The organism is Halalkalibacter alkaliphilus (genome assembly GCF_023555415.1).
GTDB lineage: Bacteria > Bacillota > Bacilli > Bacillales > Bacillaceae_D > Halalkalibacter > Halalkalibacter alkaliphilus.
The window spans coordinates 139,562-160,881 of sequence record NZ_JAKRYL010000013.1 but is presented as its reverse complement, the minus strand read 5'-3'; the positions used below and the strand labels follow the sequence as shown (position 1 = coordinate 160,881).

The 21,320-nt window shown below is 38.3% G+C and carries 22 protein-coding genes and 1 pseudogene; 5 read left to right on the top strand and 18 right to left on the bottom strand.

Annotation, left to right across the window (positions count from 1 at the left end; translation table 11 throughout):
• Window positions 1-150 precede the first annotated feature (150 nt).
• The gene (locus MF646_RS13805; RefSeq protein WP_250097091.1) at window positions 151-474 is read left to right on the top strand and encodes a hypothetical protein; all 324 of its coding nucleotides are present in this window, start codon (window positions 151-153) and stop codon (window positions 472-474) included.
• Between the two features lie 30 nt (window positions 475-504).
• Here MF646_RS13805 and MF646_RS13800 read toward each other — a convergent pair whose 3' ends face one another.
• The 3 genes from MF646_RS13800 to MF646_RS13790 form a co-directional block, all read right to left on the bottom strand.
• Window positions 505-837 (bottom strand): hypothetical protein, encoded by a 333-nt coding sequence (locus MF646_RS13800; RefSeq protein WP_250097090.1) that lies wholly within the window; start codon window positions 835-837, stop codon window positions 505-507.
• Window positions 838-918: 81 nt separating this feature from the next.
• On the bottom strand, window positions 919-1,113 hold the full coding sequence (locus tag MF646_RS13795; protein WP_250097089.1) for a ComZ family protein: 195 nt from the start codon (window positions 1,111-1,113) through the stop codon (window positions 919-921).
• A gap of 70 nt (window positions 1,114-1,183) precedes the next feature.
• A complete protein-coding gene (locus tag MF646_RS13790) occupies window positions 1,184-2,149 on the bottom strand; it encodes a BMP family ABC transporter substrate-binding protein (RefSeq protein WP_250097088.1) in 966 nt (321 codons plus the stop codon).
• Between the two features lie 295 nt (window positions 2,150-2,444).
• On the opposite strand from MF646_RS13790, the gene MF646_RS13785 reads away from it, so the two are divergent.
• Window positions 2,445-4,040, top strand: coding sequence for a peptide chain release factor 3 (locus MF646_RS13785; protein WP_250097087.1), 1,596 nt, complete (start codon window positions 2,445-2,447; stop codon window positions 4,038-4,040).
• A 96-nt stretch (window positions 4,041-4,136) separates the two neighbouring features.
• On the opposite strand, the gene MF646_RS13780 is transcribed toward MF646_RS13785, so the two are convergent.
• The 15 genes and pseudogenes from MF646_RS13780 to ctaG all read right to left on the bottom strand — a co-directional run bounded on the left by MF646_RS13780 (window position 4,137) and on the right by ctaG (window position 19,030).
• The gene (locus tag MF646_RS13780) at window positions 4,137-4,301 is read right to left on the bottom strand and encodes a hypothetical protein (protein ID WP_250097086.1); all 165 of its coding nucleotides are present in this window, start codon (window positions 4,299-4,301) and stop codon (window positions 4,137-4,139) included.
• 15 nt (window positions 4,302-4,316) lie between these two features.
• A complete protein-coding gene (locus tag MF646_RS13775) occupies window positions 4,317-5,213 on the bottom strand; it encodes an NAD-dependent epimerase/dehydratase family protein (RefSeq protein ID WP_250097085.1) in 897 nt (298 codons plus the stop codon).
• A 65-nt stretch (window positions 5,214-5,278) separates the two neighbouring features.
• Window positions 5,279-5,920, bottom strand: coding sequence for an alpha/beta fold hydrolase (locus MF646_RS13770; protein ID WP_250097084.1), 642 nt, complete (start codon window positions 5,918-5,920; stop codon window positions 5,279-5,281).
• 771 nt (window positions 5,921-6,691) lie between these two features.
• On the bottom strand, window positions 6,692-6,883 hold the full coding sequence (locus tag MF646_RS13765; RefSeq protein WP_250097083.1) for a YjzC family protein: 192 nt from the start codon (window positions 6,881-6,883) through the stop codon (window positions 6,692-6,694).
• A 59-nt stretch (window positions 6,884-6,942) separates the two neighbouring features.
• Window positions 6,943-7,893 carry an ornithine carbamoyltransferase gene (gene argF, locus MF646_RS13760; protein ID WP_250097082.1) on the bottom strand — a complete coding sequence of 317 codons (951 nt, stop codon included), beginning with the start codon at window positions 7,891-7,893 and terminating at the stop codon, window positions 6,943-6,945.
• A gap of 15 nt (window positions 7,894-7,908) precedes the next feature.
• Window positions 7,909-11,058, bottom strand: a complete 3,150-nt coding sequence (locus tag MF646_RS13755) for a carbamoyl phosphate synthase large subunit (protein WP_250097081.1) — start codon at window positions 11,056-11,058, stop codon at window positions 7,909-7,911.
• Window positions 11,051-12,130 carry a carbamoyl phosphate synthase small subunit gene (locus MF646_RS13750; protein WP_250097080.1) on the bottom strand — a complete coding sequence of 360 codons (1,080 nt, stop codon included), beginning with the start codon at window positions 12,128-12,130 and terminating at the stop codon, window positions 11,051-11,053. Before MF646_RS13750 ends, MF646_RS13755 begins: the two co-directional genes overlap by 8 nt.
• Before the next feature lie 107 nt (window positions 12,131-12,237).
• Window positions 12,238-13,404, bottom strand: coding sequence for an acetylornithine transaminase (locus tag MF646_RS13745; protein WP_275980310.1), 1,167 nt, complete (start codon window positions 13,402-13,404; stop codon window positions 12,238-12,240).
• A gap of 11 nt (window positions 13,405-13,415) precedes the next feature.
• Window positions 13,416-14,201 (bottom strand): acetylglutamate kinase, encoded by a 786-nt coding sequence (gene argB / locus MF646_RS13740; RefSeq protein ID WP_250097079.1) that lies wholly within the window; start codon window positions 14,199-14,201, stop codon window positions 13,416-13,418.
• A gap of 27 nt (window positions 14,202-14,228) precedes the next feature.
• Window positions 14,229-15,464, bottom strand: coding sequence for a bifunctional glutamate N-acetyltransferase/amino-acid acetyltransferase ArgJ (argJ, locus tag MF646_RS13735; protein WP_250097078.1), 1,236 nt, complete (start codon window positions 15,462-15,464; stop codon window positions 14,229-14,231).
• A gap of 17 nt (window positions 15,465-15,481) precedes the next feature.
• On the bottom strand, window positions 15,482-16,519 hold the full coding sequence (argC, locus tag MF646_RS13730; RefSeq protein ID WP_250097077.1) for an N-acetyl-gamma-glutamyl-phosphate reductase: 1,038 nt from the start codon (window positions 16,517-16,519) through the stop codon (window positions 15,482-15,484).
• Between the two features lie 299 nt (window positions 16,520-16,818).
• Window positions 16,819-17,133, bottom strand: a pseudogene (locus tag MF646_RS13725) (redoxin domain-containing protein); the annotation flags it as partial.
• Window positions 17,134-17,151: 18 nt separating this feature from the next.
• On the bottom strand, window positions 17,152-17,346 hold the full coding sequence (locus MF646_RS13720) for a hypothetical protein (RefSeq protein ID WP_250097075.1): 195 nt from the start codon (window positions 17,344-17,346) through the stop codon (window positions 17,152-17,154).
• A 60-nt stretch (window positions 17,347-17,406) separates the two neighbouring features.
• The gene (locus MF646_RS13715; RefSeq protein ID WP_250097074.1) at window positions 17,407-17,997 is read right to left on the bottom strand and encodes an SCO family protein; all 591 of its coding nucleotides are present in this window, start codon (window positions 17,995-17,997) and stop codon (window positions 17,407-17,409) included.
• Window positions 17,998-18,112: 115 nt separating this feature from the next.
• A complete protein-coding gene (gene ctaG / locus MF646_RS13710) occupies window positions 18,113-19,030 on the bottom strand; it encodes a cytochrome c oxidase assembly factor CtaG (RefSeq protein WP_250097073.1) in 918 nt (305 codons plus the stop codon).
• A 161-nt stretch (window positions 19,031-19,191) separates the two neighbouring features.
• Here ctaG and MF646_RS13705 point away from each other — a divergent pair, with 161 nt between their 5' ends.
• The 3 genes from MF646_RS13705 to MF646_RS13695 all read left to right on the top strand — a co-directional run bounded on the left by MF646_RS13705 (window position 19,192) and on the right by MF646_RS13695 (window position 21,098).
• Window positions 19,192-20,004 carry a Cof-type HAD-IIB family hydrolase gene (locus MF646_RS13705; protein WP_250097072.1) on the top strand — a complete coding sequence of 271 codons (813 nt, stop codon included), beginning with the start codon at window positions 19,192-19,194 and terminating at the stop codon, window positions 20,002-20,004.
• A gap of 79 nt (window positions 20,005-20,083) precedes the next feature.
• Window positions 20,084-20,308 carry a DUF3813 domain-containing protein gene (locus tag MF646_RS13700; protein ID WP_250097071.1) on the top strand — a complete coding sequence of 75 codons (225 nt, stop codon included), beginning with the start codon at window positions 20,084-20,086 and terminating at the stop codon, window positions 20,306-20,308.
• A 334-nt stretch (window positions 20,309-20,642) separates the two neighbouring features.
• A complete protein-coding gene (locus tag MF646_RS13695) occupies window positions 20,643-21,098 on the top strand; it encodes a GNAT family N-acetyltransferase (RefSeq protein WP_250097070.1) in 456 nt (151 codons plus the stop codon).
• The last annotated feature ends 222 nt before the right edge of the window (window positions 21,099-21,320 follow it).

Here is a 21,320-nt window from a genome sequence, read left to right as displayed (position 1 = left end):
GAAGATCGCTCTCTTCTCGTTAATGAAGATTGTTCCCCTTTTGGATGAACGTCGATCGCTTCCAACATTATTTGGGTAAGTGCCCTTACACAGTGTTACAAAAATAACCATACAATAATCATAGAGTAAGTTATGAGGAGGAAAGTTACCATGAGCGACGAACAAAATCAACGACCTCAACAGTCTGATTTTTTTACTGACTTAATGTTTGGAAGACCGCCTGCCCCTGAAAGTAGAGAACAAGAAAAGGATTCAGAACAACAGCAACCTGTACAAAAAAATCAATCTTCTCCAGAAGCTAACAACCAGCACTCAAATGAACAAGGTGATCAACTCGCAAATATTATTGCTCTTGTACAATCTCTTAGCCCTTATCTCGTTAAACTAGCTCCCCTAGCTAGTAAGGTTGCATCCATGTTTAATCAAGATGATGAAAAAGATACGTCTTCTAAAAAAAAGAACGCTAACGATTAACTGTTAGCGTTCCATTCATTTCTCAATCCTTTAGGAAGGATGTCCGTTATCTTTTTGTAACTCTGCCATAAGATCATTAAAAAAGCCATCTAACTGTTCTTTGAACTTGGTTTCTTCCTCACTTTTGGCTTCCATCTCTTTTACTTCAGCATATGTTTGTAGAAATCCTTCTAAATCGCCCGTACGAATCTGTGCAATACTATAAGTAGAAAAAAGTCGGATATGCGGGGCACTGCTTCTTCTCATTAACTCAACGAAAGGTTTCAATTTATTTAGCGCCTCATCATCACGCTTTTCTTTTACTAGTTGAAAGCCTTCTTTCATTTCTTGTGCAAAAGCTTTTAATTTCTCCGTTTTCTCCATCCATACTCCTCCTCTTTAGCTTATAGACAAAACAAAAGCTCGTTCTGAGTTTTGACTCAGGTCGAGCTAGCTCTGCATTATTTATTTCGATTCTTCAGTAGCATGATCTTTTCCAAGTTCATAAGCTTCTGACATAACATTTAACAACAATTCTAACATGGGCTGTAAATCTTCCATATTCAATTCTATGCCTTTTTCATCCAAAAACTTTTTTCCTTCAGGAAGGTGTTTCATAGCAATTTGCATAAATTTCATATTCATCTCAGGGTTATTCATCATAAACCACCTCTATTATCATACTTATCATCATTACAATACTATGGACACCCCTATAAACGCAAGTAAGTTATAAAATAGGCTCAGTAGGTAACTCTCCAGTTTCAATATATGTCTTTACAGCCTCTTTTATTTGAACAATGATGTCTTCAGGAATGCTAGAGCTAAATTCACCTAATGAAATAACTCCGTCTTGAAAGTCGTATCGTAAATTGCCGGCTTCTAATTCATGCTTATAATAGCTCTTTGCAACAAGCTCATATAAATAATCAACATGCTGTACAGTACTTGTTAATACCGTTGACTCACCTAAGTCTGTTTGATCACCTACAAAGCCGATGGCATACAAGCCTTCTTTCCGAATCTCTTCAATGACTTCAACATGGTAGCCGTCACCAGCTGGGTAAAACACATCTACCCCCTCTTGCCTTAACTCTTCAAATAACGATAAGGCCCTATCACTATTAGTCCAATCTTCTACATACTTTAGGTGAACGGTCGTCTTTGTGTTGTTTAGTGTCGCGCCATCATGAAACCCTCTTACCTCTGGTTGCCAATCGAACGCAGCGATTGCTCCAACATCTCCATTTTCAGACATTGCTGCTGCCACCATACCGGCAAAGAAGCCCATTGCATAACTATCGAAATGGAGACTTGTAACATTATCTCCATCAACTTCACCATTAAAACTAACAAAATGAATAGTAGGATATTTTGGTCCAAGTTCCGTAAAAAGGTCTGCATAAAAACGTCCATGACCAAAAATTAAATTAACTTTACTCTCAGCAAATTCTTCAACCGCTTTACTAACTTTTGCTTCAGTATTCATATCTTCCATAAAAACAACATCAATATTAAGGTTCGAATGAATGTTCAATAACCCTTGATACCCTTTACTATTCCACCCTTGGTCATCAATTGTATCTTCTAGTAATAATCCAACTCGATTCTCTAACGTTGATTGACTATTAATAGTAGAACATCCGATAAGTAGAACAGGCAGCAACAATAAAAGCAATAATCGTTGAATAATCATGTTGACACACTCCCTAATGTTTACACTTATATATTAAACCATAATTGCTCTATTTTCTTTCACAATTCTACAATCTACTACATAATAACTACTTTTGTACTACCTATTCGTTAATACTATGAATGAATCCTCTACATCTTTCATTTTGATACGAACTTGTAATATGAGTGTAATCTTTGTGATGAATAAAATAGGATTAGTAATACAGGTTGTTTATCTTTAAATGCAGGTGAAACATTCAACCAACACTGTTATAATGAACCGTGACAACTTTTAGTAGAAGTGAGGATATTTTATGGATTATAAAAAAGCGGTACAATCGCGTCGGACTTTTGCGATTATTTCGCATCCAGATGCCGGGAAAACAACATTAACAGAAAAACTTCTTTTATTTGGAGGAGCTATCCGTGAAGCAGGTTCTGTTAAGGGCAAAAAAAATTCAAAACATGCGATGAGTGACTGGATGGAAATTGAGAAACAACGTGGGATCTCTGTTACAAGCTCGGTTCTTGAGTTTCTCTACGATGGATATCATGTTAATATTCTCGACACACCAGGTCACGAAGACTTTAGTGAAGATACGTATCGTACTTTAACTGCTGCAGATTCTGCGACAATGTTGATTGATGCTGCTAAAGGGGTAGAAGCGCAGACGAAGAAATTATTTAAAGTTTGTAAAATGCGCGGCATTCCCATCTTTACATTTATGAACAAATTAGATCGTCAAGGTCGAGACCCATTTGAACTGATGGAAGAGCTTGAAAACTTATTAGGTATTCGCTCATACCCAATGGGATGGCCTATTGGAATGGGGCAATCTTTCTCAGGAGTTTATGATAGACATAATAAAAAGCTCGAATTATACAATCCTGAGAACCCAAAAGAAATTGATGTGATTCAGCTTACCGGGCCGGATGATCCAAAGTTAGATGAAGCTATTGGTGAAGAGGGCTTAGTCGCACAGTTTCGTGAAGAATTAGAATTACTAGACGTTGCTGGAGATGAATTCGATCCAGAACTTATTGCCAAAGGGAAGCTTACACCTATTTTCTTTGGAAGTGCGATATCAAGTTTCGGTGTGCAAACATTTTTAGAGCATTTCTTAAAATTATCACCTGCTCCGACACCACGAGAAAGTTCTAAAGGGCTTATTGAACCATTAGAAAATCAGTCATTTTCTGGCTTTATTTTTAAAATTCAAGCGAATATGAATCCGGCTCACCGTGACCGTATCGCATTTCTCCGTATAACATCTGGAAAGTTTGAACGAGGAATGTCTGTAAAGCACGTTCGAGTTGGAAAGAATTTAAAACTTGCACAACCGACTCAATTTTTAGCACAGAGTCGAAGCATTGTTGATGAGGCCTATGCAGGTGATATAATAGGGTTATTTGATCCAGGTACGTTTCGAATTGGAGACACACTTGTGGAAGGCGACAATTTTGAGTTTGCTGAAATGCCGCATTTCTCACCTGAATTTTTCAGTGCGATTACGGTAAAAGAAGCACTGAAGCATAAGTCCTATGAAAAAGGGTTACAACAACTAACCGAAGAAGGCGCTATCCAATTATTTAAGACGTATAATCGTTTTGCAGAGCAGCAAATTGTTGGGGTAGTGGGTGTACTACAATTTGAAGTGCTAGAGTACCGTTTAAAACATGAATATCATGTCGATATTCAATTGGAACGATTGCCGTTTTCATTTGCACGCTGGGCTGATGGACCAGCAGAGGCAATGGACGCCTTCAAAAAGTCACAGCGTAACCTTGTGACAGATCGAGATGGACGAATCGTTGTTCTTTTTGAGAATGAGTTCCAAATGCGGACAGCTATTGATAAGTATCCTGAAATGAAGTTCTATGAAAACTCGTTTATAAAATCAAATTCATAGTTGTTCACTACACACCATTTCCACTAAAAAAGGGCGACTGCAGTAGAGGGCACTGAAAAAGAAAAACCGACTTTTTCAGTACCCTCCTGCAACGAGTCACCCTTTTTTTTGATACAAAAATTCTACAATTCCACCTAATAATAATGCTGCTATAACACTTACTCCTTCTCCAAGCTGGAATACGTTCTGAAGGAGAAAAAAAGAAAGAATTGTCACAATCGCAAAGATTATGATACCTATGACAGCTTTTTTCCTATGCACCTGTTCACACCCTTATCACAACCGTTGTTGGTTCTGCCATTGTTTCACATGTTCACGCTGTTTGGCAAGTCCTTTCTCTAGTGTTGTTTTTGGGGTGAATCCAAGTAACGTTGTTGATTTCTCATTACTAAGCGTCGTTCTTATACGATTTTGTTTCGTTATTTCTTGTCTTCCTAACAATCGAAGCCCTTCGTACCATGTCCCTTCCTGACCAGATGATAAATGAAAAATTTCGTTCCTATTATCAATGCTAGCTGCCAATAGAAAAGCTTCCACGCAGTCTTCAACATAAATAACATCTAATGTGGAGCGATCAATCTCTAGCTCTTTTTTTCCAAGAAGAATTTGTTGATACGTCATATCCGCCCTTTGCCATGGTCCATAAATTGTTGGAAGTCTCACAATTTGATAGGCAATCCCTCGCTCCTTGCATTCCTTTTCAATGAGCCTTTCGCTAGCTAATTTGGTTATTCCATAGGCAGAAGTCGGATTAGTTGGTGTCCGTTCTGTGATTTTCCCTGGCCGCTCTCCATATACCTCTACTGTAGAAGCGTAAATAAGTGTCGCTTTTTTCGGCATAGCTTTCACTAACTTCTTTGTTAAATTCACATTATCTTCTATCACCTTCGCTAACTTTGGCCATTTGCTATCTGAAGATGTTGCTGCGGCAAAATGATAAATAACATCGACATCTTTTAGCACTTTTTCCAAGTTAACGTCTTCTAATTTTTCGTCAATTAAGGTGACTAAATGATTCCTTCCAATTCTCAACCACTTTTCTTCTTGATCCACTTTCGTCTCTTCTGTTGCCATTTTATCGACAATAATCACTTCTTTGCCTTCCAACAGAAGCCGCTCAGCCATATGAAACCCAATAAAACCTAATCCCCCAGTGACAAGTGCTTTTTTCATTTGCATTTCCCCCTATACTATCAAGTTATGTAAAGAGCCTTCTCTTATGTCACTAAAGAGATAGGCTATAATTTAGCTTCATGCTTCTTATAAAATGGAAAAGCTGACTGCACTGCTTTATAGAAGGATTTATCGTTTCCATGTATACGCAAATTAACAAAGATTTGTCTTTCAGCCAACTGTTGTTGAAATGGCCGGCTTTGAGTTTGCAGAGGGAAATGCTTTTCCTGCATATGACAATGAATTGAAAGTGGTGGAACCTCTCCTTCCGTTAGTTGAGGTGTGATTTCCTTTATTTTATCAGAAGTTAATTCTTTTGGTGGGAGATCGTAGGCTTTGCCGATTTCTTTTTGTAGTCGTTTAAAATATAGCTTATTTTCTTGTTCCTGTTCAAAATAAGCTTGTAAAAAAAAGCATGGATTTACAAAATAACAAGATCGAACTTGTTTAGCGTGAGACTGTAGAAATCTCAAGGCAACTAAAGCTCCACTCCCTTGGGCAAATAAATGAATTTTAGCATTCAAAATTTCTTTTTTTAGTACAATTGAGTAAAGCTTTTCAAATAGCTCAAACGCTCGAGTGCTTCCCCAGTGCCGGTTATAAAGTGAAGAAGCTACGACAGTATATCCTCTACTTAATAAATCATCTAAAAATTGATTTTTCTCAGGGTGATGCTCCCAATCACTTGTATCCTTTTCAACTAACATCCCATTGTCTCCAATAAAAAATACGGCAAAACCACTTGGACGTTCTGGAAGATAGATGACGTTCCACTGTTCTTCAATGCGAAAAAAACGTGCACGTATCATTGTTTTACGTCTCTCCCATCATTTTCAATGTAGTATCCATACTACGTTATGCAACAAATTGAAAAACGGAAGCAAAAGTATTAATTATTATTTAGTAATACTTCATTTAATATAAAAAACCTCTTTTTCTTCTAGATATTAGTCGTTAAGAAGAAAAAGAGGTTTATTTTGGTTGATTGTAAACTGTCTGCAAGGCAACTATCACTTCAAGAAAACTAACTCCTTTAACCTTTTAATAGTGCGAACATGTTGCGATGGCTTCACTCAGCACGGCGCCTTTTAGGAGAAGATCACTCCTAAAAGGCTTAAAACATTACGGCGGCTTCGCTTATGGTTCGAATCTAGATTAAAAAAGGAGACTAACTCCCTTTAACCTTTTAATAGTGCGAACATGTTTGCAATGGCTTCACTCAGCACGGCGCCTTTTAGGAGAAGATCACTCCTAAAAGGCTTAAAACATTACGGCGGCTTCGCTCATTGCTTCGAGATTTAACCAAAAGGTAAAAAGCAACCTTTATCCTCTGATTAGTGCGAACATGGTGCAATGGCTTCACTCGCCGTGCGCCTTTTAGGAGAAGATCACTCCTAAAAGGCTTAAAACATTACGGCGGCTTCGCTCATCGCTTCGAGTTTAGACCCAAAGGGAAGTTCGCCCTTTGGGTCTAAACTCTACAGCCCTGCTTTTGGTTTTGGTTTAGGTGTCCACTTTCGATTATGGTTTTGGGTATCAGGGAACGTGTCGCCTGCTTCCATTTTTAAAGCCTTTGGATCTTGAACCATGTCTCCAGTCTCACCAATTTCTACATATATGCCGTTATTTGGTGCTTTCTGACCTGGTTCGAATAGTCGATTCTGACCCATGGTAGCATCCCTCCTTCACCATTAGAATACCCATTAGGTAACTAATCATGACAGTTGGGTTAAGAGTTCGAAATTAAAGCTAAAAGAATGGCTTTTTGTGCATGTAGGCGATTTTCTGCTTGATCATATACAGCAGATTGTTTGCCATCAATAATATCAGCTGCTACCTCTTCTCCACGATGCGCAGGTAAGCAATGTAAGAAGATGAAATCATCTTTTGCTAAGCTTGCTAATTCCGAATTCACTTGATATTCACTAAACTGCTTCAAGCGTTCTTCCTGTTCTTGTTCATATCCCATACTAGCCCATACGTCTGTATAAATCACGTCTGCATCTTTCACGGCTTCTTTTGGGTCGTTTGTTTGTACAAGTGTTGCACCAGTTTTCTCTGCCGCTTCTTTTGCTTTTTCAAAAATTTCTTGGTTCACTTCATACCCTTTAGGTGTGGCAATACTTACATCCATTCCGACTTTCGCACCTGCTGCTAAAAGAGAATGTGCTACATTATTGCCATCTCCCACATAGGCTAATTTTAACCCTTTTAACTCATTCTTATATTCATAAATCGTCAATAAATCAGCCATTGCCTGACAAGGATGATAGCCATCTGTAAGAGCATTAATCACGGGAACAGATGCATGCTCTGCTAATTCTTCAACAAGTTCATGAGAATTCGTCCGAATCATAATCGCATCAACATAACGCGAGAGCACATTGGCTGTATCCTTCACAGGCTCACCTCTACCAATTTGCATATCACGCGGGCTTAAGAATAAAGCATGACCTCCAAGTTGGGTCATTCCTACTTCGAAGGAAACACGAGTCCGTGTAGATGCATTTTCAAAGATCATACCTAATGACTTGCCTTTTAATGCATCCTCATATTCGGCTTTATTTTGTTTTATTGTAAGAGCACTTTTCAGTAGTGTATCTATTTCATTTGGTGTGTAATCAAGTAATGTAAGAAAATCACGACCGTAAAATGTTTTGTTATCAATTGCTGCATTCATCTATTGTCACGCCCTTTACTTAATAAGTTCCTTCTCTTTTAACCACCAGTCTTGAATGGCATGATACTTTAGTTCTTTTACGTTTAATCCTTTCAACATTACATCTAATGTCGTCAATTCAGAAATAACTGAGCAGCGCTGCCTTAAAGCTTCTTGGCGATTTAGAGTCCCATCTTTTGTACCAAGCTTTGGTAAGCTTATTAAAGCGATTGCTTCGTCTGTCTGTACCCAATTTGAAAAATCATTTGTTACAAGTGTAAACCCTAATTGTTGCAACTTTTTAGCATAAGGAGCAAAGTCATCTTTAAATTCCTCTGCTACATCAACAAAAATAGACCCTGTTTGTGTAAATAGCTTCGGCTTTGACTGTTGTGACCAAACAAAGGCTTTTAAAAATGCCTCATCAAGGTCCGCTCCCATACTCATCAACTCTCCCGTTGATTTCATTTCAGCTTCCAATAACGGATCTAATCCAGCTAATTTTTGATATGAGAAAACAGGTGCTTTTACCGTGTAAAAATGCGGTTCCGGCAAAGTACGATGAACTAGCCCCAAATCTGACATAGACGCACCTAGAAGCAATTGCACAGTGTAGTCAATTAATGATTGATTTGAAATTTTACTTAAAATTGGCACTGTTCTTGATGCACGTGGATTAATTTCAATTACGTATAATTGCTTTTCAAACAACACAAATTGAATATTAAAAATCCCTTTAAACTCCATCCCTTTTGCAATTCTTTCAGTGTATTCAGAAACGAGTTCCTTAATCTCTTCAGTTATCGAATACGGCGGGGTGACAGCGGTACTATCACCAGAGTGTACTCCTGCACGTTCAACATGCTCGAACATTCCAGCAATGCATACATTTTCTCCGTCCGTCAATGCATCGACTTCTAATTCAACTCCTGGGTAATAGGCATCGATAAGTAGGGGAAATGCTGCAGTATATTCATCATCTTCTAAGTAAGAAACAAATTCTGTTTTCGATTCAAACAGCATCATCCCCTGACCACCAATGACATAAGAAGGTCTAATTAAAACTGGGTAGCCAATTTGTTCTGCTTTATCTAATGCATCCTCTTCATTAGTCGCTGTTACACCTGGAATATGTGGAACATTAACTTGTTTCATGAATGAATAAAAACGTCCTCTGTCTTCAAGTTGGTCAATCGTATCCAGATTTGTACCAAAGAGTTTTACTCCAGCGGCTTCTAATCCTTCAACTAAAGAAATTGCTGTTTGCCCTCCTAATTGAACAATTACGCCTTCTACTTGCTCTAAATCAATGACATTTAATACATCTTCAACAGTCAAAGGTTCAAAATACAGGCGATCCGCTGTTGCATAATCCGTGCTAACAGTTTCAGGATTGTTGTTCATCATAATGGCTTCATAGCCAAGACGGTGAAGACTTTGAATTCCTTGCACAGAACAGTAATCAAATTCAATTCCTTGGCCGATTCGAATTGGACCAGAACCAATTAATAAAATTTTCTTCTTCCCTGATTGCGGAATAAAATCATGTTCACCGGACCAACTAGAATAAAAATAAGCTGTTTGTGCCATAAATTCTCCAGCACAAGTATCGACCATTTTGTAAGAAGGAGTAATACTAAATTCAAGCCGTTTTTCTCTAACTTGTTGCTCTGTTACTCCCCAAACACTAGCTAGCCACTCATCTGTAAACCCTGCTTTTTTGTATTCAAAAAGTTGCTCTTTAGTTATGTTCAGAAAACTAGTTTCTGTGCTCTCTTTCTCCATCTGGATTAAGCGTTCAAAAGCTTGCAGGAAGAAGGCATTAATGCCAGTCAACTCATGTAATTTTTGACGTGAATAGCCTCTTCTCAAAAGTTCTAGCAGCACAAAGAATCTCCGGTCGTCAGCATGTTTCACTAAATATAATAACTCTTCATCCGATTTCTTTGTTACAGATGGAAGGTCTAATCCATTCGTCTTCAGCTCTAAAGAACGAACTGCCTTTTGGATACCAGCTTCCAAATTTCGTTCGATTGCCATTACTTCTCCAGTAGCCTTCATTTGCGTTCCAAGCTTCCGCTCTGCATGAACAAATTTATCAAAAGGCCAACGCGGAAACTTAACTACAACGTAGTCTAGTGCAGGTTCAAAGCTAGCGTAAGTATGACCTGTTACAGGATTAATAATTTCATGTAAGTTGTAACCAATGCTCACCTTTGCAGCCATTTGCGCAATTGGATAACCAGTTGCTTTTGACGCAAGAGCTGAAGAACGACTTACACGAGGATTAACTTCAATTAAATAATATTGCTTACTATAAGGATCTAAAGCAAATTGAATGTTACATCCTCCAACAATCCCGAGCGCGCGAATGATTTTGACCGAGCACGTGCGAAGCATCTGGTACTCTACATCCGTTAAAGTTTGGGATGGAGCAACAACAATTGAATCTCCTGTATGAATCCCTACCGGATCAATATTTTCCATATTACATATCGTAATACACGTATCGTTACTATCACGCATTACTTCATATTCAATTTCTTTATAACCAGCAATGCTTTTCTCAATTAAACATTGACTGATCGGACTAAGAGAGAGTCCACCTTTGATGATTTGTTTTAATTCCTGTTCATCAGAAGCGATTCCTCCCCCAGCTCCTCCAAGCGTGTAAGCTGGGCGGACAATGATTGGATACCCTACCTCATTCGCAAATTTAATTGCCGCTTCGCTTGTTGTTACAATTTCACTTTCAGGAACAGGTTCATTAAGCTCTTGCATTAACGCACGGAAAGCCTCACGATCTTCCCCTTTTTTAATTGATTCAATTGGTGTACCAAGTAAATCCACACCATATTTTCCCAGAATACCTTTATCATGAAGGTCCATCGCTAAATTTAACCCTGTTTGACCTCCAAGAGTGGCAAGGATTCCATCAGGCTGTTCTTTTTGGATAATAGCCTCGACGCTTTCAACCGTCAGAGGTTCAAAATACACTCGATCAGCACATGACTCATCTGTCATAACCGTTGCAGGATTGTTATTGACAAGGATTACTTTAATTCCTTCTTCCTTTAGAGCTAGACATGCTTGCGTTCCGGCATAATCAAACTCTGCCGCTTGCCCAATGACAATCGGACCTGAGCCAATAACGAGTACTTTCTTTAATTGTTGTTGTTTAGGCATATGCTTTCTCTCTCCCCTTGTTGCTGAGCATTTCTATGAAAGTAAAGAAGAGCTGTTCACTATCTGAAGGTCCTGGATGAGCTTCCGGATGAAACTGAACTGTAAAGACAGGGTATTGCTTATGAATAAGCCCTTCAATAGAAGAATCATTAATATTCATAAATTTTGCTTTAAAACCTGTTCCTTCTAGTGATTCTTCATTAACAACATAGCTATGGTTTTGTGATGTCATATAAACTTTGTTTGTTGTTAAATCAATAACTGGTTGATTCGCGCCACGATGGCCAAATGTTAACTTCTCCGTATCTGCACCAAAAGCAAGCGCAAGCAGTTGATGACCAAGACAAATACCCATTGTCGGATAACTCATCGCTACTTTTTTTATTGTTGGAAGAAGTTCTTGTAGTTTTTTTGGATTCCCGGGTCCATTCGAATACATAACTCCGTCTGGTTGAAGACTTTGAATTGTTTCAAACGTAGTATCATAAGGAACAAGAGAAACCCTACATCCTTGTTCAAGCAAAGAATCTAAAATTGATTTCTTGTATCCAAAATCAACCATAACAATATGATGATCGCCACTTCCATACGTATTGATTGTTTTCGTTGATACTTCTGGTACTACTTCTTGCTGACCAAGAGGAATAGATTGATTGAATGATAGATTTGTTGGATCTGTTGTGATGATCGCTCGCATATCGCCCTGTTCTCGTATCCTTTTCACAATCGCTCTCGTATCAATCCCAGATACAAGTGGTATTGAATGCTTCTCACAGTAGGATTCTAGAGATGAACATGACTCATAGTGGTATCCTTCATTTGATAGCTCACTTACTAGCAAGGCATTCACTTGTGGAGTAATACTTTCGAAATCAACTTCATTCACTCCGTAATTCCCTATTAGTGGATACGTAAACACGACCATTTGCCCTTTAAACGATGGATCACTTAACACTTCCTGATATCCTGACATTCCAGTAAAAAATACGATTTCTCCATGTACTTCCTTTTCTTTTCCATGAAGAACCCCTTCAAACATCTCACCGTTTTCTAATACTACGTATCCTTTCATCTGATTCCCTCCACCCATTGACGAATACTTATACTAATCATTAAATTTTTATACATAATTGTTTTATATAAAACCACTACATCAACAGTAGTGATTATTCGTTCGAACTATATGATTACGCTTTGTTTTTGTTCGATTTCCTGAAAGACAGTTAACAAGATTTCACATGCACGCACTAATTCACTTTTCGTTGCAACTAAAGGTGGTAAGATTCGAAGAACCTTTGGACCTGCAGGTAATACAAGTAATCCATTCTCTATACATGCCTTAATAATGGGTGCTACTTCAATATGGCAGGCAATTCCAAGCATAAGTCCTTTTCCACGAACCTCTTCAACAATTTTTGAATCACCTAGTTTCTTTTCCAACTCGGCTTTGAACCATTCTCCTTTTTCTTGAACAGATTCTAATAGCTCAGGTTTAAACACTTCTGTTAGGACAGCTTTAGCTGCAGCCATGGCAAGTGGATTCCCGCCAAACGTTGAACCATGACTTCCAGGTGTAAATGCATCTTTTAGTCGTTCCTTACCAATTAGCGCACCAACTGGAAACCCATTACCAAGTCCTTTTGCAACTGTAATAATGTCAGGTGATAACCCTAATTGTTCATAAGCAAATGCAGTACCAGTACGTCCGATCCCTGTCTGTACTTCATCAACAATGAGTAAACAGCCAAATTGTTCGCATACAGTCTTAAGTGACTCGGCGTATTCATCGCTCATCAAGCGAATGCCACCTTCTCCTTGAATGATCTCAACCATAATTGCAGCTGTCTTTTCTGTAACTGTATTTTTTAAAGCTTCAGAATCATTCATTTCAATATACGTAAACTCTGTTAAAAGTGGACCAAATCCTTGGTGAATTTTATCTTGACCTGTTGCAGCCATACTTCCAAGAGTCCGACCATGGAATGAGTTAGTTAAGCTAACTATGTGATGCTTTCCTGTTGACTTCCTTGCGAGTTTTATCGCTGCTTCGTTGGCTTCTGCACCGCTATTACAGAAAAAGACATAGTCACCAACACTGTGATCAACAAGTTGCTCGGCTACTTGCTCTTGCCCTTCAATTTGAAATAGGTTTGATACATGCCATAATTTTTTCATCTGTTCTTCAACTGAAGAAACTACTTTAGGGTGGCAGTGACCTAGATTACAAACAGCAATTCCCGAAATAAAATCTAAATACTCCTTACCATCTGAATCAATTAGTTTCGAGCCCTTTGCTTTAACAGGTGTAATATCCCATCTAGCGTAGGTTGGAAAAAGTGCACTCATTATTGTCCTCCTTACGAAACATAAAGCTTCATCTTTGATTTCAAAATTGTTGTTCCTTGTACTGAACCATCTTTTCCAACATTGGTTGATTTCCCATTCATAATCATTACAGATTGGATGTTGCCTGTTAGTGTTGACAAAGCTGCTCTTACCTTTGGAAGCATTCCACCATAGATTGTTCCATCAGCAATGTAGGACTCGATTTCCTCTATTGTGACTTTCTCAAGACACTTTCCATCTTTTAAAATTCCATCTACATCTGTAACAAAAACTAATTGTTCGGCACCTAACTCTTTTGCTATAGCTGCTGCTGCGCTATCAGCATTAACGTTATAATGAGTTCCTTCTGCATTTATGCCAATTGGAGCAATAACAGGAATCATATCTAGTTCCATTAGAGAAGAAAGTAAGTTCGTATTAACCTTTGTCGGCTCTCCAACATAACCTAGCATCCCTTCATTGACTGGTTCGACTTCAATTAATTGACCGTCACATCCAGATAACCCGACTGCCTGACCTCCAGCCTGATATAAACTAGTTACTACTTGTTTATTGACTTTTCCACATAGCACCATTTCAGCTGTGTCTAGCACATCTTCCGTCGTTTTACGGAGACCATCAACAAATTCAGATTTAATATCTAGTTTTTGCAAAAGCTGATTAATAGCAGGGCCTCCACCATGCACAACAATCGGATGCTTTCCATCTTTTTGCATTTTGACAACACTTTTGTAAAACTCATCTGATAATTCAGCGATGGTGCTGCCTCCACATTTGATAACGACAACATCTTTCACTACTTTCCCCTCCCGAAATCGTCTTTCCTATGTTCTATATCCAGCGTTTATTCGCACATAATCATAAGACAAGTCACAACCCCATGCCTTACCTGTACCTTCACCAACATGCAAATCAACTTTTATAACAACAGTATCGTTATTTTCCATATATGATTTCGCTTCCTCTTCTGAAAACGAGATAGGTTGGCTTTTAACAAGTGTTTGCACAGGTCCAATCGCAATATCTATTGTGTCTGGATTAATCTCACAACCACTGTACCCAACGGCACATATAATTCTTCCCCAGTTTGCATCGGTACCATAGACAGCTGACTTTACTAAATCTGAACCAACAATTTTCTTTGCTACTTTTCCCGCCTCTTCATCTGTTAGCGCTCCAGTAACTTGCACTTCAATTAACTTTGTCGCACCTTCTCCATCACGTGCAATTTGCTTCGCTAACGATTCACATGTAGACTTAAGAGCTTGATAAAAACCGTCCCAATCAGGATGCGCTGGTGTGAGCGATTCATTTTCTGTTAATCCTGACGCCATAACAACCACCATATCATTTGTTGATGTATCCCCATCAACAGTAATTCTGTTAAATGTTTGATTCGTAATTGAAGATAATGCTTCTTGCAATACAGAAGATTCTACATTTGCATCAGTTGTTACAAACGAGAGCATTGTCGCCATATTCGGATTAATCATTCCAGATCCTTTTGCGACACCACCAATTGAAACTGTCTTTCCATCCACAATCGTCTGAAAGCAAACTTTTTTGTTAATTGTATCTGTTGTTAATATTGCTTCATTAAATAATTCTGCGCCTTTTAAAGATGACTCTGGAGAAAGTTTTGTAATACCAGGTAAGATTTTTTCCATTGGTAAGTATTCACCAATGACTCCTGTTGACGTTACTGCAACATAATGAGGCGGAAGATTAAAGTGTTTGGCACTTTCATTTCTCATCTGATAAGCATCTTCTAAGCCTTTTGCACCGGTACAAGCATTAGCATTTCCACTGTTAACAACTAAAGCCTGAATCTTACCTTCTTTTGCTATTGACTCCTTTGTCACTTTTAATGGAGCAGCTTGAATTCTGTTACAAGTATATACGGCAGCTACATTAGCTGGTACTTCACAATAGATAGCACCAAGGTCCAATCTTTTTCTTTTTACCCCTGTATGCAACCCTATTGCTTGGAATCCTTTTGGAGTTACAATACTTCCGTTTTCTTTTTCTGTTATCACTGGTGCATTCGCTATGCCTTTCATGAGATGACCACCTTCCATTATGGATACATAGGAACAAGAGTTAGCCCCGTATCTTCTTCGAATCCATGAATTAAATTAAAGTTTTGAATTGCTTGACCTGATGCGCCCTTAACGACATTATCAATAACAGAGACTACAGTGATACGTCCTGTTCGTTCGTCGTACGTTAAGCCTATATCACAATAATTACTACCGTACACTTCTTTTGTTGCTGGGTAGGCTCCCTCTGGCCTAATTCGAACAAAATATTCATTCCGATACGCTTCTTTATATAAATCGCGTAGCTCGGTTTCCGAGATTTGCTGATTCGCTTTTGCATAAATGGTAGCCATAATTCCTCGAACCATAGGAACTAAATGTGGCTGGAATGTTATGCTCTGAACCTGTTCATCCCACTGGTGTAAATTTTGTTCTATTTCAGGAATGTGTTTATGTTGATTAATTTGATATATTTTAAAGTTTTCATTCATTTCACTAAAATGCGTGATTGCTGAAGGTGATCGTCCTGCTCCAGATGTACCTGATTTTGCATCTATTATAATTGAATCAACGTCAATCAGCTTATTTTTAACTAATGGAGCAAGACCAAGTAATGTAGCTGTAGGATAACATCCAGGATTCGAAATAATTTGCGCTTTCTGAATCGATTCTCGATTCCACTCCGGCAGCCCATATACAGCATCATTAATTAATGCTAGTGGAGCTGCTTCCCGTTTGTACCACTTTTCATAAACCTCTGGATTCTGCAATCGCAAATCCCCAGATAAATCAATAACTCTGCATCCTGCTTCAGCAATTTGTCCTGACCACTCAGCTGAGACACCAGGGGGGGTAGCAAGAAAGACCGTATCTACTTCATCTTTAATCGATGTGACATCAATGGATTTTAATGTTTGATTATATATATTTGAAACATGTGGATAAGACTCTTGTATATTCATACCTTCTTTTGACGATGTATACAAAACAACCTCTTGCACATGAGGATGTTGGTTTAACAACCTTAATAGCTCTGCGCCACCGTAACCTGTAGCCCCGATAATACCAACTCTCATTATTACCTCTCCTAACTTTTCTATATCTGCTCTATTTGATCTTGGTACTCATTATATCTATGTATAAAAATTAATTCAACTGTATTTTTATTTTATTTTATCCATTTTTCAGTCAAATGGTTTCATTTTGTTCCTCACCCGTTTTTATTTGATTTATTTCGTTCATTATTCTAACTAATTTTCCGGACATGAAACCATTATACTTCCCTGTTTTTTATATGTGTCTGTCTAGTCATAAGTTGATTTCTTGATACTGAAACAAAAATAGACACCTACCGAATGTGGTAAGTGTCTATCCGTTACTCATTTATATTTTCAAATTCATCATAAATAATATTTCTTGTAGCTTCTATTTGGTCACCCCATAAATCATTCACTTGATGATAAACGTAATTTCCATTCTTATCTAAAATACTTATCCCTCGATAAGACATCTGATCATTCTTCATCCTAACATGCTCAAGGACTTCAAACGTTTGATCGGATAAAAATGAAAATGTAAAGGCACCTGCTTCTTTTAGTCTCTTTGAATTTTCAGGACTATCAGTACTAATTGCATAGATATCAGCATCTAAGTCCTCAAATAAATGTAAGTTTTCTTGCAACTGAACTAGTTGCTGCTGACAAAGGCCTCAGCCAACTTCAGTAAAGTGGAACAAGATCGTTGCACGTTCTTTATTTGTAAGAGTTACTTCTTCTCCATCTTCATTTAGAAGAGTAAGTTCGCCTTGTACTTGGCCATCATCCGAACCGCACCCAGCTAAAACAACTAGTACTGCTGCGATGACGAAACATAAAGCCATATTTCTTTTACAAACTTCTAGCATTCTTTCACCTCCGTCACTTAAACCTACTCTTAAGCTCACCACTTGTCAACGAAAGAGCTTCTATTGAACCGTCTCTAACAAATCTTCAACAATGCTGTCTTGATTTGTCTGTAAACCATCGTATCTGCGAATGACTTGACCATTCGGATCTACCAAAAAGAATCTCGTACTATGAACAATATCGTCACCATCTGTTTCCTGCACTACCGATTTAAAACTATCTTTTGCAAAAGCAGCAATTTCATCTTGCGTATAACCCGTTAAAAACTGCCATGAATTTAAGTCAGCACCCACATTAGTTCCGTACGATAATAGTTGCTCTGCCGTATCTCTTTCTGGATCAACTGTAAAAGAGATAAATGACATCTCAACCCCTTCTTCCTGCATCGTCGCTTGAAGACGCTGCATATTCGGAGTCATCGTCGGGCAAACGGTCGGGCAATACGTAAAAATCATATTCGCTAACCAATACTTACCTTCTAATTGTTCCGTTCCATAAGTCTCCCCATTTTGGTTTGTAAACTCAAATGGTATCACTTCCGCTTGCGCTTCTGAAAAGTCATATTCCGAAGAGCTACCACTACCAACTTGATACACCCACCCACATCCACTTAAAAAGAATGCTAAAACAATTACACTTACTAGTTTCATCGACTCATCCCTCTTTCTTAAGGAAACGTTTTAAAAGGGCTTCCTTAGTAGCAGAAGACTACTAAAAAAGATCTTTTTTAGTAGTCTTCTCTTTTTTATTTTATTTAAAAAAGTCTTACGTTTTTGCTGTTGGAATGTCACTAATTGTTAGTGTTCCCTCTTGTTGTTTCTCTTTCTTTAACCATTGCTTAAATACATAGCCAATGGTAAACCCGTACGTAATTTCCTGCATAACTTTCATTAAGACCCCTGCTAACTGTTGGTCCATCCTCGCTTCAAGAAACGTAAAGGAATTCGGTCCTGAAAGAAGCCCCATTGGTACCTCTGTGCCTGGCGGCAAACAATACGCCATCACTTGTGCCCAAATTGCTGGGTCCGTGTATGTTTGGTATAGCGTTGTAGGTGCAAAAATAATTAATGCACAGGCAGGAGTAATTAAAATCCCGTTTGCAAAAATATACCCTACTCGGCGTAAATCTGACAAAGGAAATGCACTTGGAAGTGGAGCAATCATATGCCACCACATTAAGGCAGCTGCAAATAATAACAGGTACTCATATAAGCTATGCAAAATAACAGACTGCATCAAAGTATCAAACATAAAAGGGACATGATAAAATGAAAAAAGTCCATTAAATAAAAACAAAGCTACAATCGGACTCCAAATCACACGAAAAATTCGTTCGGTAATAGGCGAACGAAAGCGGTCAACAATCGCTTGGAAGAACCACGAAGGGATTGCTAACAAAAAGAGTGGTGTAGCAATAAAATAAGCAAACACCATTTGCGTCATATGGAAGCTTATCATAATATGTCCTGCAATATAGAGAGGGCTCCCCCAACCAATATATAGTGCGAGCAACGCTAAGACAAAATATATTTTTTGTCTCGTTCGCACAGGAGTCGCTCCTTTAAAACGATCTCGCCATTTTGTAACGAGTAAAAAATAAAGGATACCAATAATTAGTAATCCTAGTAATAACTCTGGTGTCCACAAAGCTCGAAAACCAAAGTTCTCAAATAATACATTCACTGCTTTCCCTCCTTTTTGGAGATATTACTATTAAAAGCATGTCTATCATAACATATATCTGTTCGTTAATATTTGAACGAATACAGAAATTTTTAAGGATAGATTGTTCAAAAAAGGAAATTCCGTACTTAACATTAACTTTCTAGAGAAAGGAAGATTTGATGTCAAAACAACACTTAATCGCACTTGACTTAGACGGAACTTTACTAACCGACGAAAAGACCATTACACCGCGCACAAAACAAGTGATAGCTAAAGCGAGAGAAGAAGGTCATATCGTCTCGATTTCTACTGGCCGTCCGTACCGAGCTAGCAGCCAGTATTACCAAGAATTAAATCTTGATACAGCCATTGTCAATTTTAATGGAGCTTTTGTCCATCATCCACATGATAAAAGTTTTGGTACATACCATTCGCCTCTTGATTTAAAGACGGCAAAAACAGTCATTGAAACATGTGAAGCGTTCAACGTTAGTAATATTATGGTTGAAGTAATCGATGATTTTTACTTAAGAAATTTCGATGAGGTATTAGTAGAGACCTTTCTTTCTGGCCAAAACCCTGTTGACCACGGAAATCTATTACATATTCTAAAAGAAGACCCTACTTGTGTATTAATCCACCCACAAGATCATCATATCAAGGAACTCCGTAATCTCCTTGTTGATGCACATGCCGAAGTAATTGACCAACGAGTTTGGGGGGCTCCTTGGAATGTCATTGAGATTGTGAAAGCGGGAATGAACAAGGCTGTAGGTTTAAAATTGGTTGCCGACTTTTATCAAATACCGAGAGAACGAATCATCGCATTTGGTGATGAGGACAATGATTTTGAGATGATCGAATATGCAGGTCAAGGTGTGGCCATGGCTAATGGAATCGACCAATTAAAAACTCTAGCTAACGACATTACGTTATCAAACGAAGAAGATGGCGTTGCCATTTATTTAGAAGAAACATTAAACTTACGCTAATCCTTTAGAATGAATTTCCAACATTAGGGTACGTTAGAAACGTAAAATCATTTTCACTAAAAGGAGTTAGGTGGAACTAATGGGAAATTATACTAGTTTTCAAGAAGCAAGAGAATCCGTTGCAAGATTTGAGCTATTAGCATTAGCTGCTGAAACACAAATCCAAAGAGAGGCCGTATTAAAAGAATTACAACGCGCTAAACTTGCCCTTCATTCTGCTTTTACAAATTCAACTCCTGCAGAACAAGATCAACTCATCTACATGCAAGAACATCTACAGAGCGTTTATCAAGATGAATTATAATCACAAAAAAGCTATCTGAAAGCAAGAGTTAACTGGTTCCTACATTTCATCAGGCAGTGTTCAAAAAGGGAGAAGCCAGGAAGGCACTGAAAAAGTCCTTTTTAGCAGATTCGAGGAAGCAGCAATGGCTCCACACGTGGTGCGCCTGCTATGAAAAACCACTCATAGCAGGCTTTAATACAAAGCAACGGTTCCGCCCATTGCTCAAAGACAAACCTTTTTGAACCCCCTCTTTCCTCAAAATTCCATCTTAATTAACTACTAACATTTTGTGATTTATGTTACGCTTGCATTATAATTTAAAAGGTATTTAAATCTAGGGGGAACTTTGAAAATGGTAAAAGTGTATGAGGTGGATAAAGCAGCAGATATCCAATTAAAGAGACGTATTGCTGATTTATTCATGGGTCAATTGGAGCCCATTGGCCCTGCTAATGCTTATGATCAATTAATGAAAACAATTAATCTAGCATTGAAAGAAGATTCACAGGCTCATATTTTTATCGCCGAAAGAGAAAACACCATTGTCGGAGCTGCATTTTTAAACATAGCCTTAAGCATTGATAAGGGCGGCCATTACATTTGGCTAAATGATTTATACGTTCATAAAGAACACCGAAACCAAGGTATCGCAAAAAAAATCCTCCTAAAAGTCATTTACTGGGCTGAACAAAAAGAAATTAAAGGCATTGAACTTGAAACAGGAATTAACAACGAAGCAACAAAAGCATTATACAACTCATTAGGATTCTACGACATCATCTCCAAAAGATACGGATCTAGGTTTTAGAAAAACCACAAAAAGGCGCCCTTCCTTTTTGTGGTTTTTCTTGCGATGAGCGGAGCCACCGTTTCTTTTAAGCCATGTAGGAGTGGGGTTCTCCTACATGGCGCACGGTGAATGAAGCCATCGCACTCTCTTCCTCGGTCCACTCCAAAAGGCGCCCTTCCTTCTTGGTGAGTGCAACTAACACATTATCTAATATAAAATTTCCCGCCCATTTCTCATGAA

What these genes read in the sequence shown, in the direction of transcription:
- MF646_RS13805 (WP_250097091.1), top strand. Translation starts at nt 151, where the DNA reads ATGAGCGACGAACAAAATCAACGACCTCAACAGTCTGATTTTTTTACT.
- MF646_RS13800 (WP_250097090.1), bottom strand. Translation starts at nt 837, where the DNA reads ATGGAGAAAACGGAGAAATTAAAAGCTTTTGCACAAGAAATGAAAGAA.
- MF646_RS13795 (WP_250097089.1), bottom strand. Translation starts at nt 1,113, where the DNA reads ATGAATAACCCTGAGATGAATATGAAATTTATGCAAATTGCTATGAAA.
- MF646_RS13790 (WP_250097088.1), bottom strand. Translation starts at nt 2,149, where the DNA reads ATGATTATTCAACGATTATTGCTTTTATTGTTGCTGCCTGTTCTACTT.
- MF646_RS13785 (WP_250097087.1), top strand. Translation starts at nt 2,445, where the DNA reads ATGGATTATAAAAAAGCGGTACAATCGCGTCGGACTTTTGCGATTATT.
- MF646_RS13775 (WP_250097085.1), bottom strand. Translation starts at nt 5,213, where the DNA reads ATGAAAAAAGCACTTGTCACTGGGGGATTAGGTTTTATTGGGTTTCAT.
- MF646_RS13770 (WP_250097084.1), bottom strand. Translation starts at nt 5,920, where the DNA reads ATGTTAGTTGAAAAGGATACAAGTGATTGGGAGCATCACCCTGAGAAA.
- MF646_RS13765 (WP_250097083.1), bottom strand. Translation starts at nt 6,883, where the DNA reads ATGGGTCAGAATCGACTATTCGAACCAGGTCAGAAAGCACCAAATAAC.
- argF (WP_250097082.1), bottom strand. Translation starts at nt 7,893, where the DNA reads ATGAATGCAGCAATTGATAACAAAACATTTTACGGTCGTGATTTTCTT.
- MF646_RS13755 (WP_250097081.1), bottom strand. Translation starts at nt 11,058, where the DNA reads ATGCCTAAACAACAACAATTAAAGAAAGTACTCGTTATTGGCTCAGGT.
- MF646_RS13750 (WP_250097080.1), bottom strand. Translation starts at nt 12,130, where the DNA reads ATGAAAGGATACGTAGTATTAGAAAACGGTGAGATGTTTGAAGGGGTT.
- MF646_RS13745 (WP_275980310.1), bottom strand. Translation starts at nt 13,404, where the DNA reads ATGAGTGCACTTTTTCCAACCTACGCTAGATGGGATATTACACCTGTT.
- argJ (WP_250097078.1), bottom strand. Translation starts at nt 15,464, where the DNA reads ATGAAAGGCATAGCGAATGCACCAGTGATAACAGAAAAAGAAAACGGA.
- argC (WP_250097077.1), bottom strand. Translation starts at nt 16,519, where the DNA reads ATGAGAGTTGGTATTATCGGGGCTACAGGTTACGGTGGCGCAGAGCTA.
- MF646_RS13720 (WP_250097075.1), bottom strand. Translation starts at nt 17,346, where the DNA reads ATGCTAGAAGTTTGTAAAAGAAATATGGCTTTATGTTTCGTCATCGCA.
- MF646_RS13715 (WP_250097074.1), bottom strand. Translation starts at nt 17,997, where the DNA reads ATGAAACTAGTAAGTGTAATTGTTTTAGCATTCTTTTTAAGTGGATGT.
- MF646_RS13705 (WP_250097072.1), top strand. Translation starts at nt 19,192, where the DNA reads ATGTCAAAACAACACTTAATCGCACTTGACTTAGACGGAACTTTACTA.
- MF646_RS13700 (WP_250097071.1), top strand. Translation starts at nt 20,084, where the DNA reads ATGGGAAATTATACTAGTTTTCAAGAAGCAAGAGAATCCGTTGCAAGA.
- MF646_RS13695 (WP_250097070.1), top strand. Translation starts at nt 20,643, where the DNA reads ATGGTAAAAGTGTATGAGGTGGATAAAGCAGCAGATATCCAATTAAAG.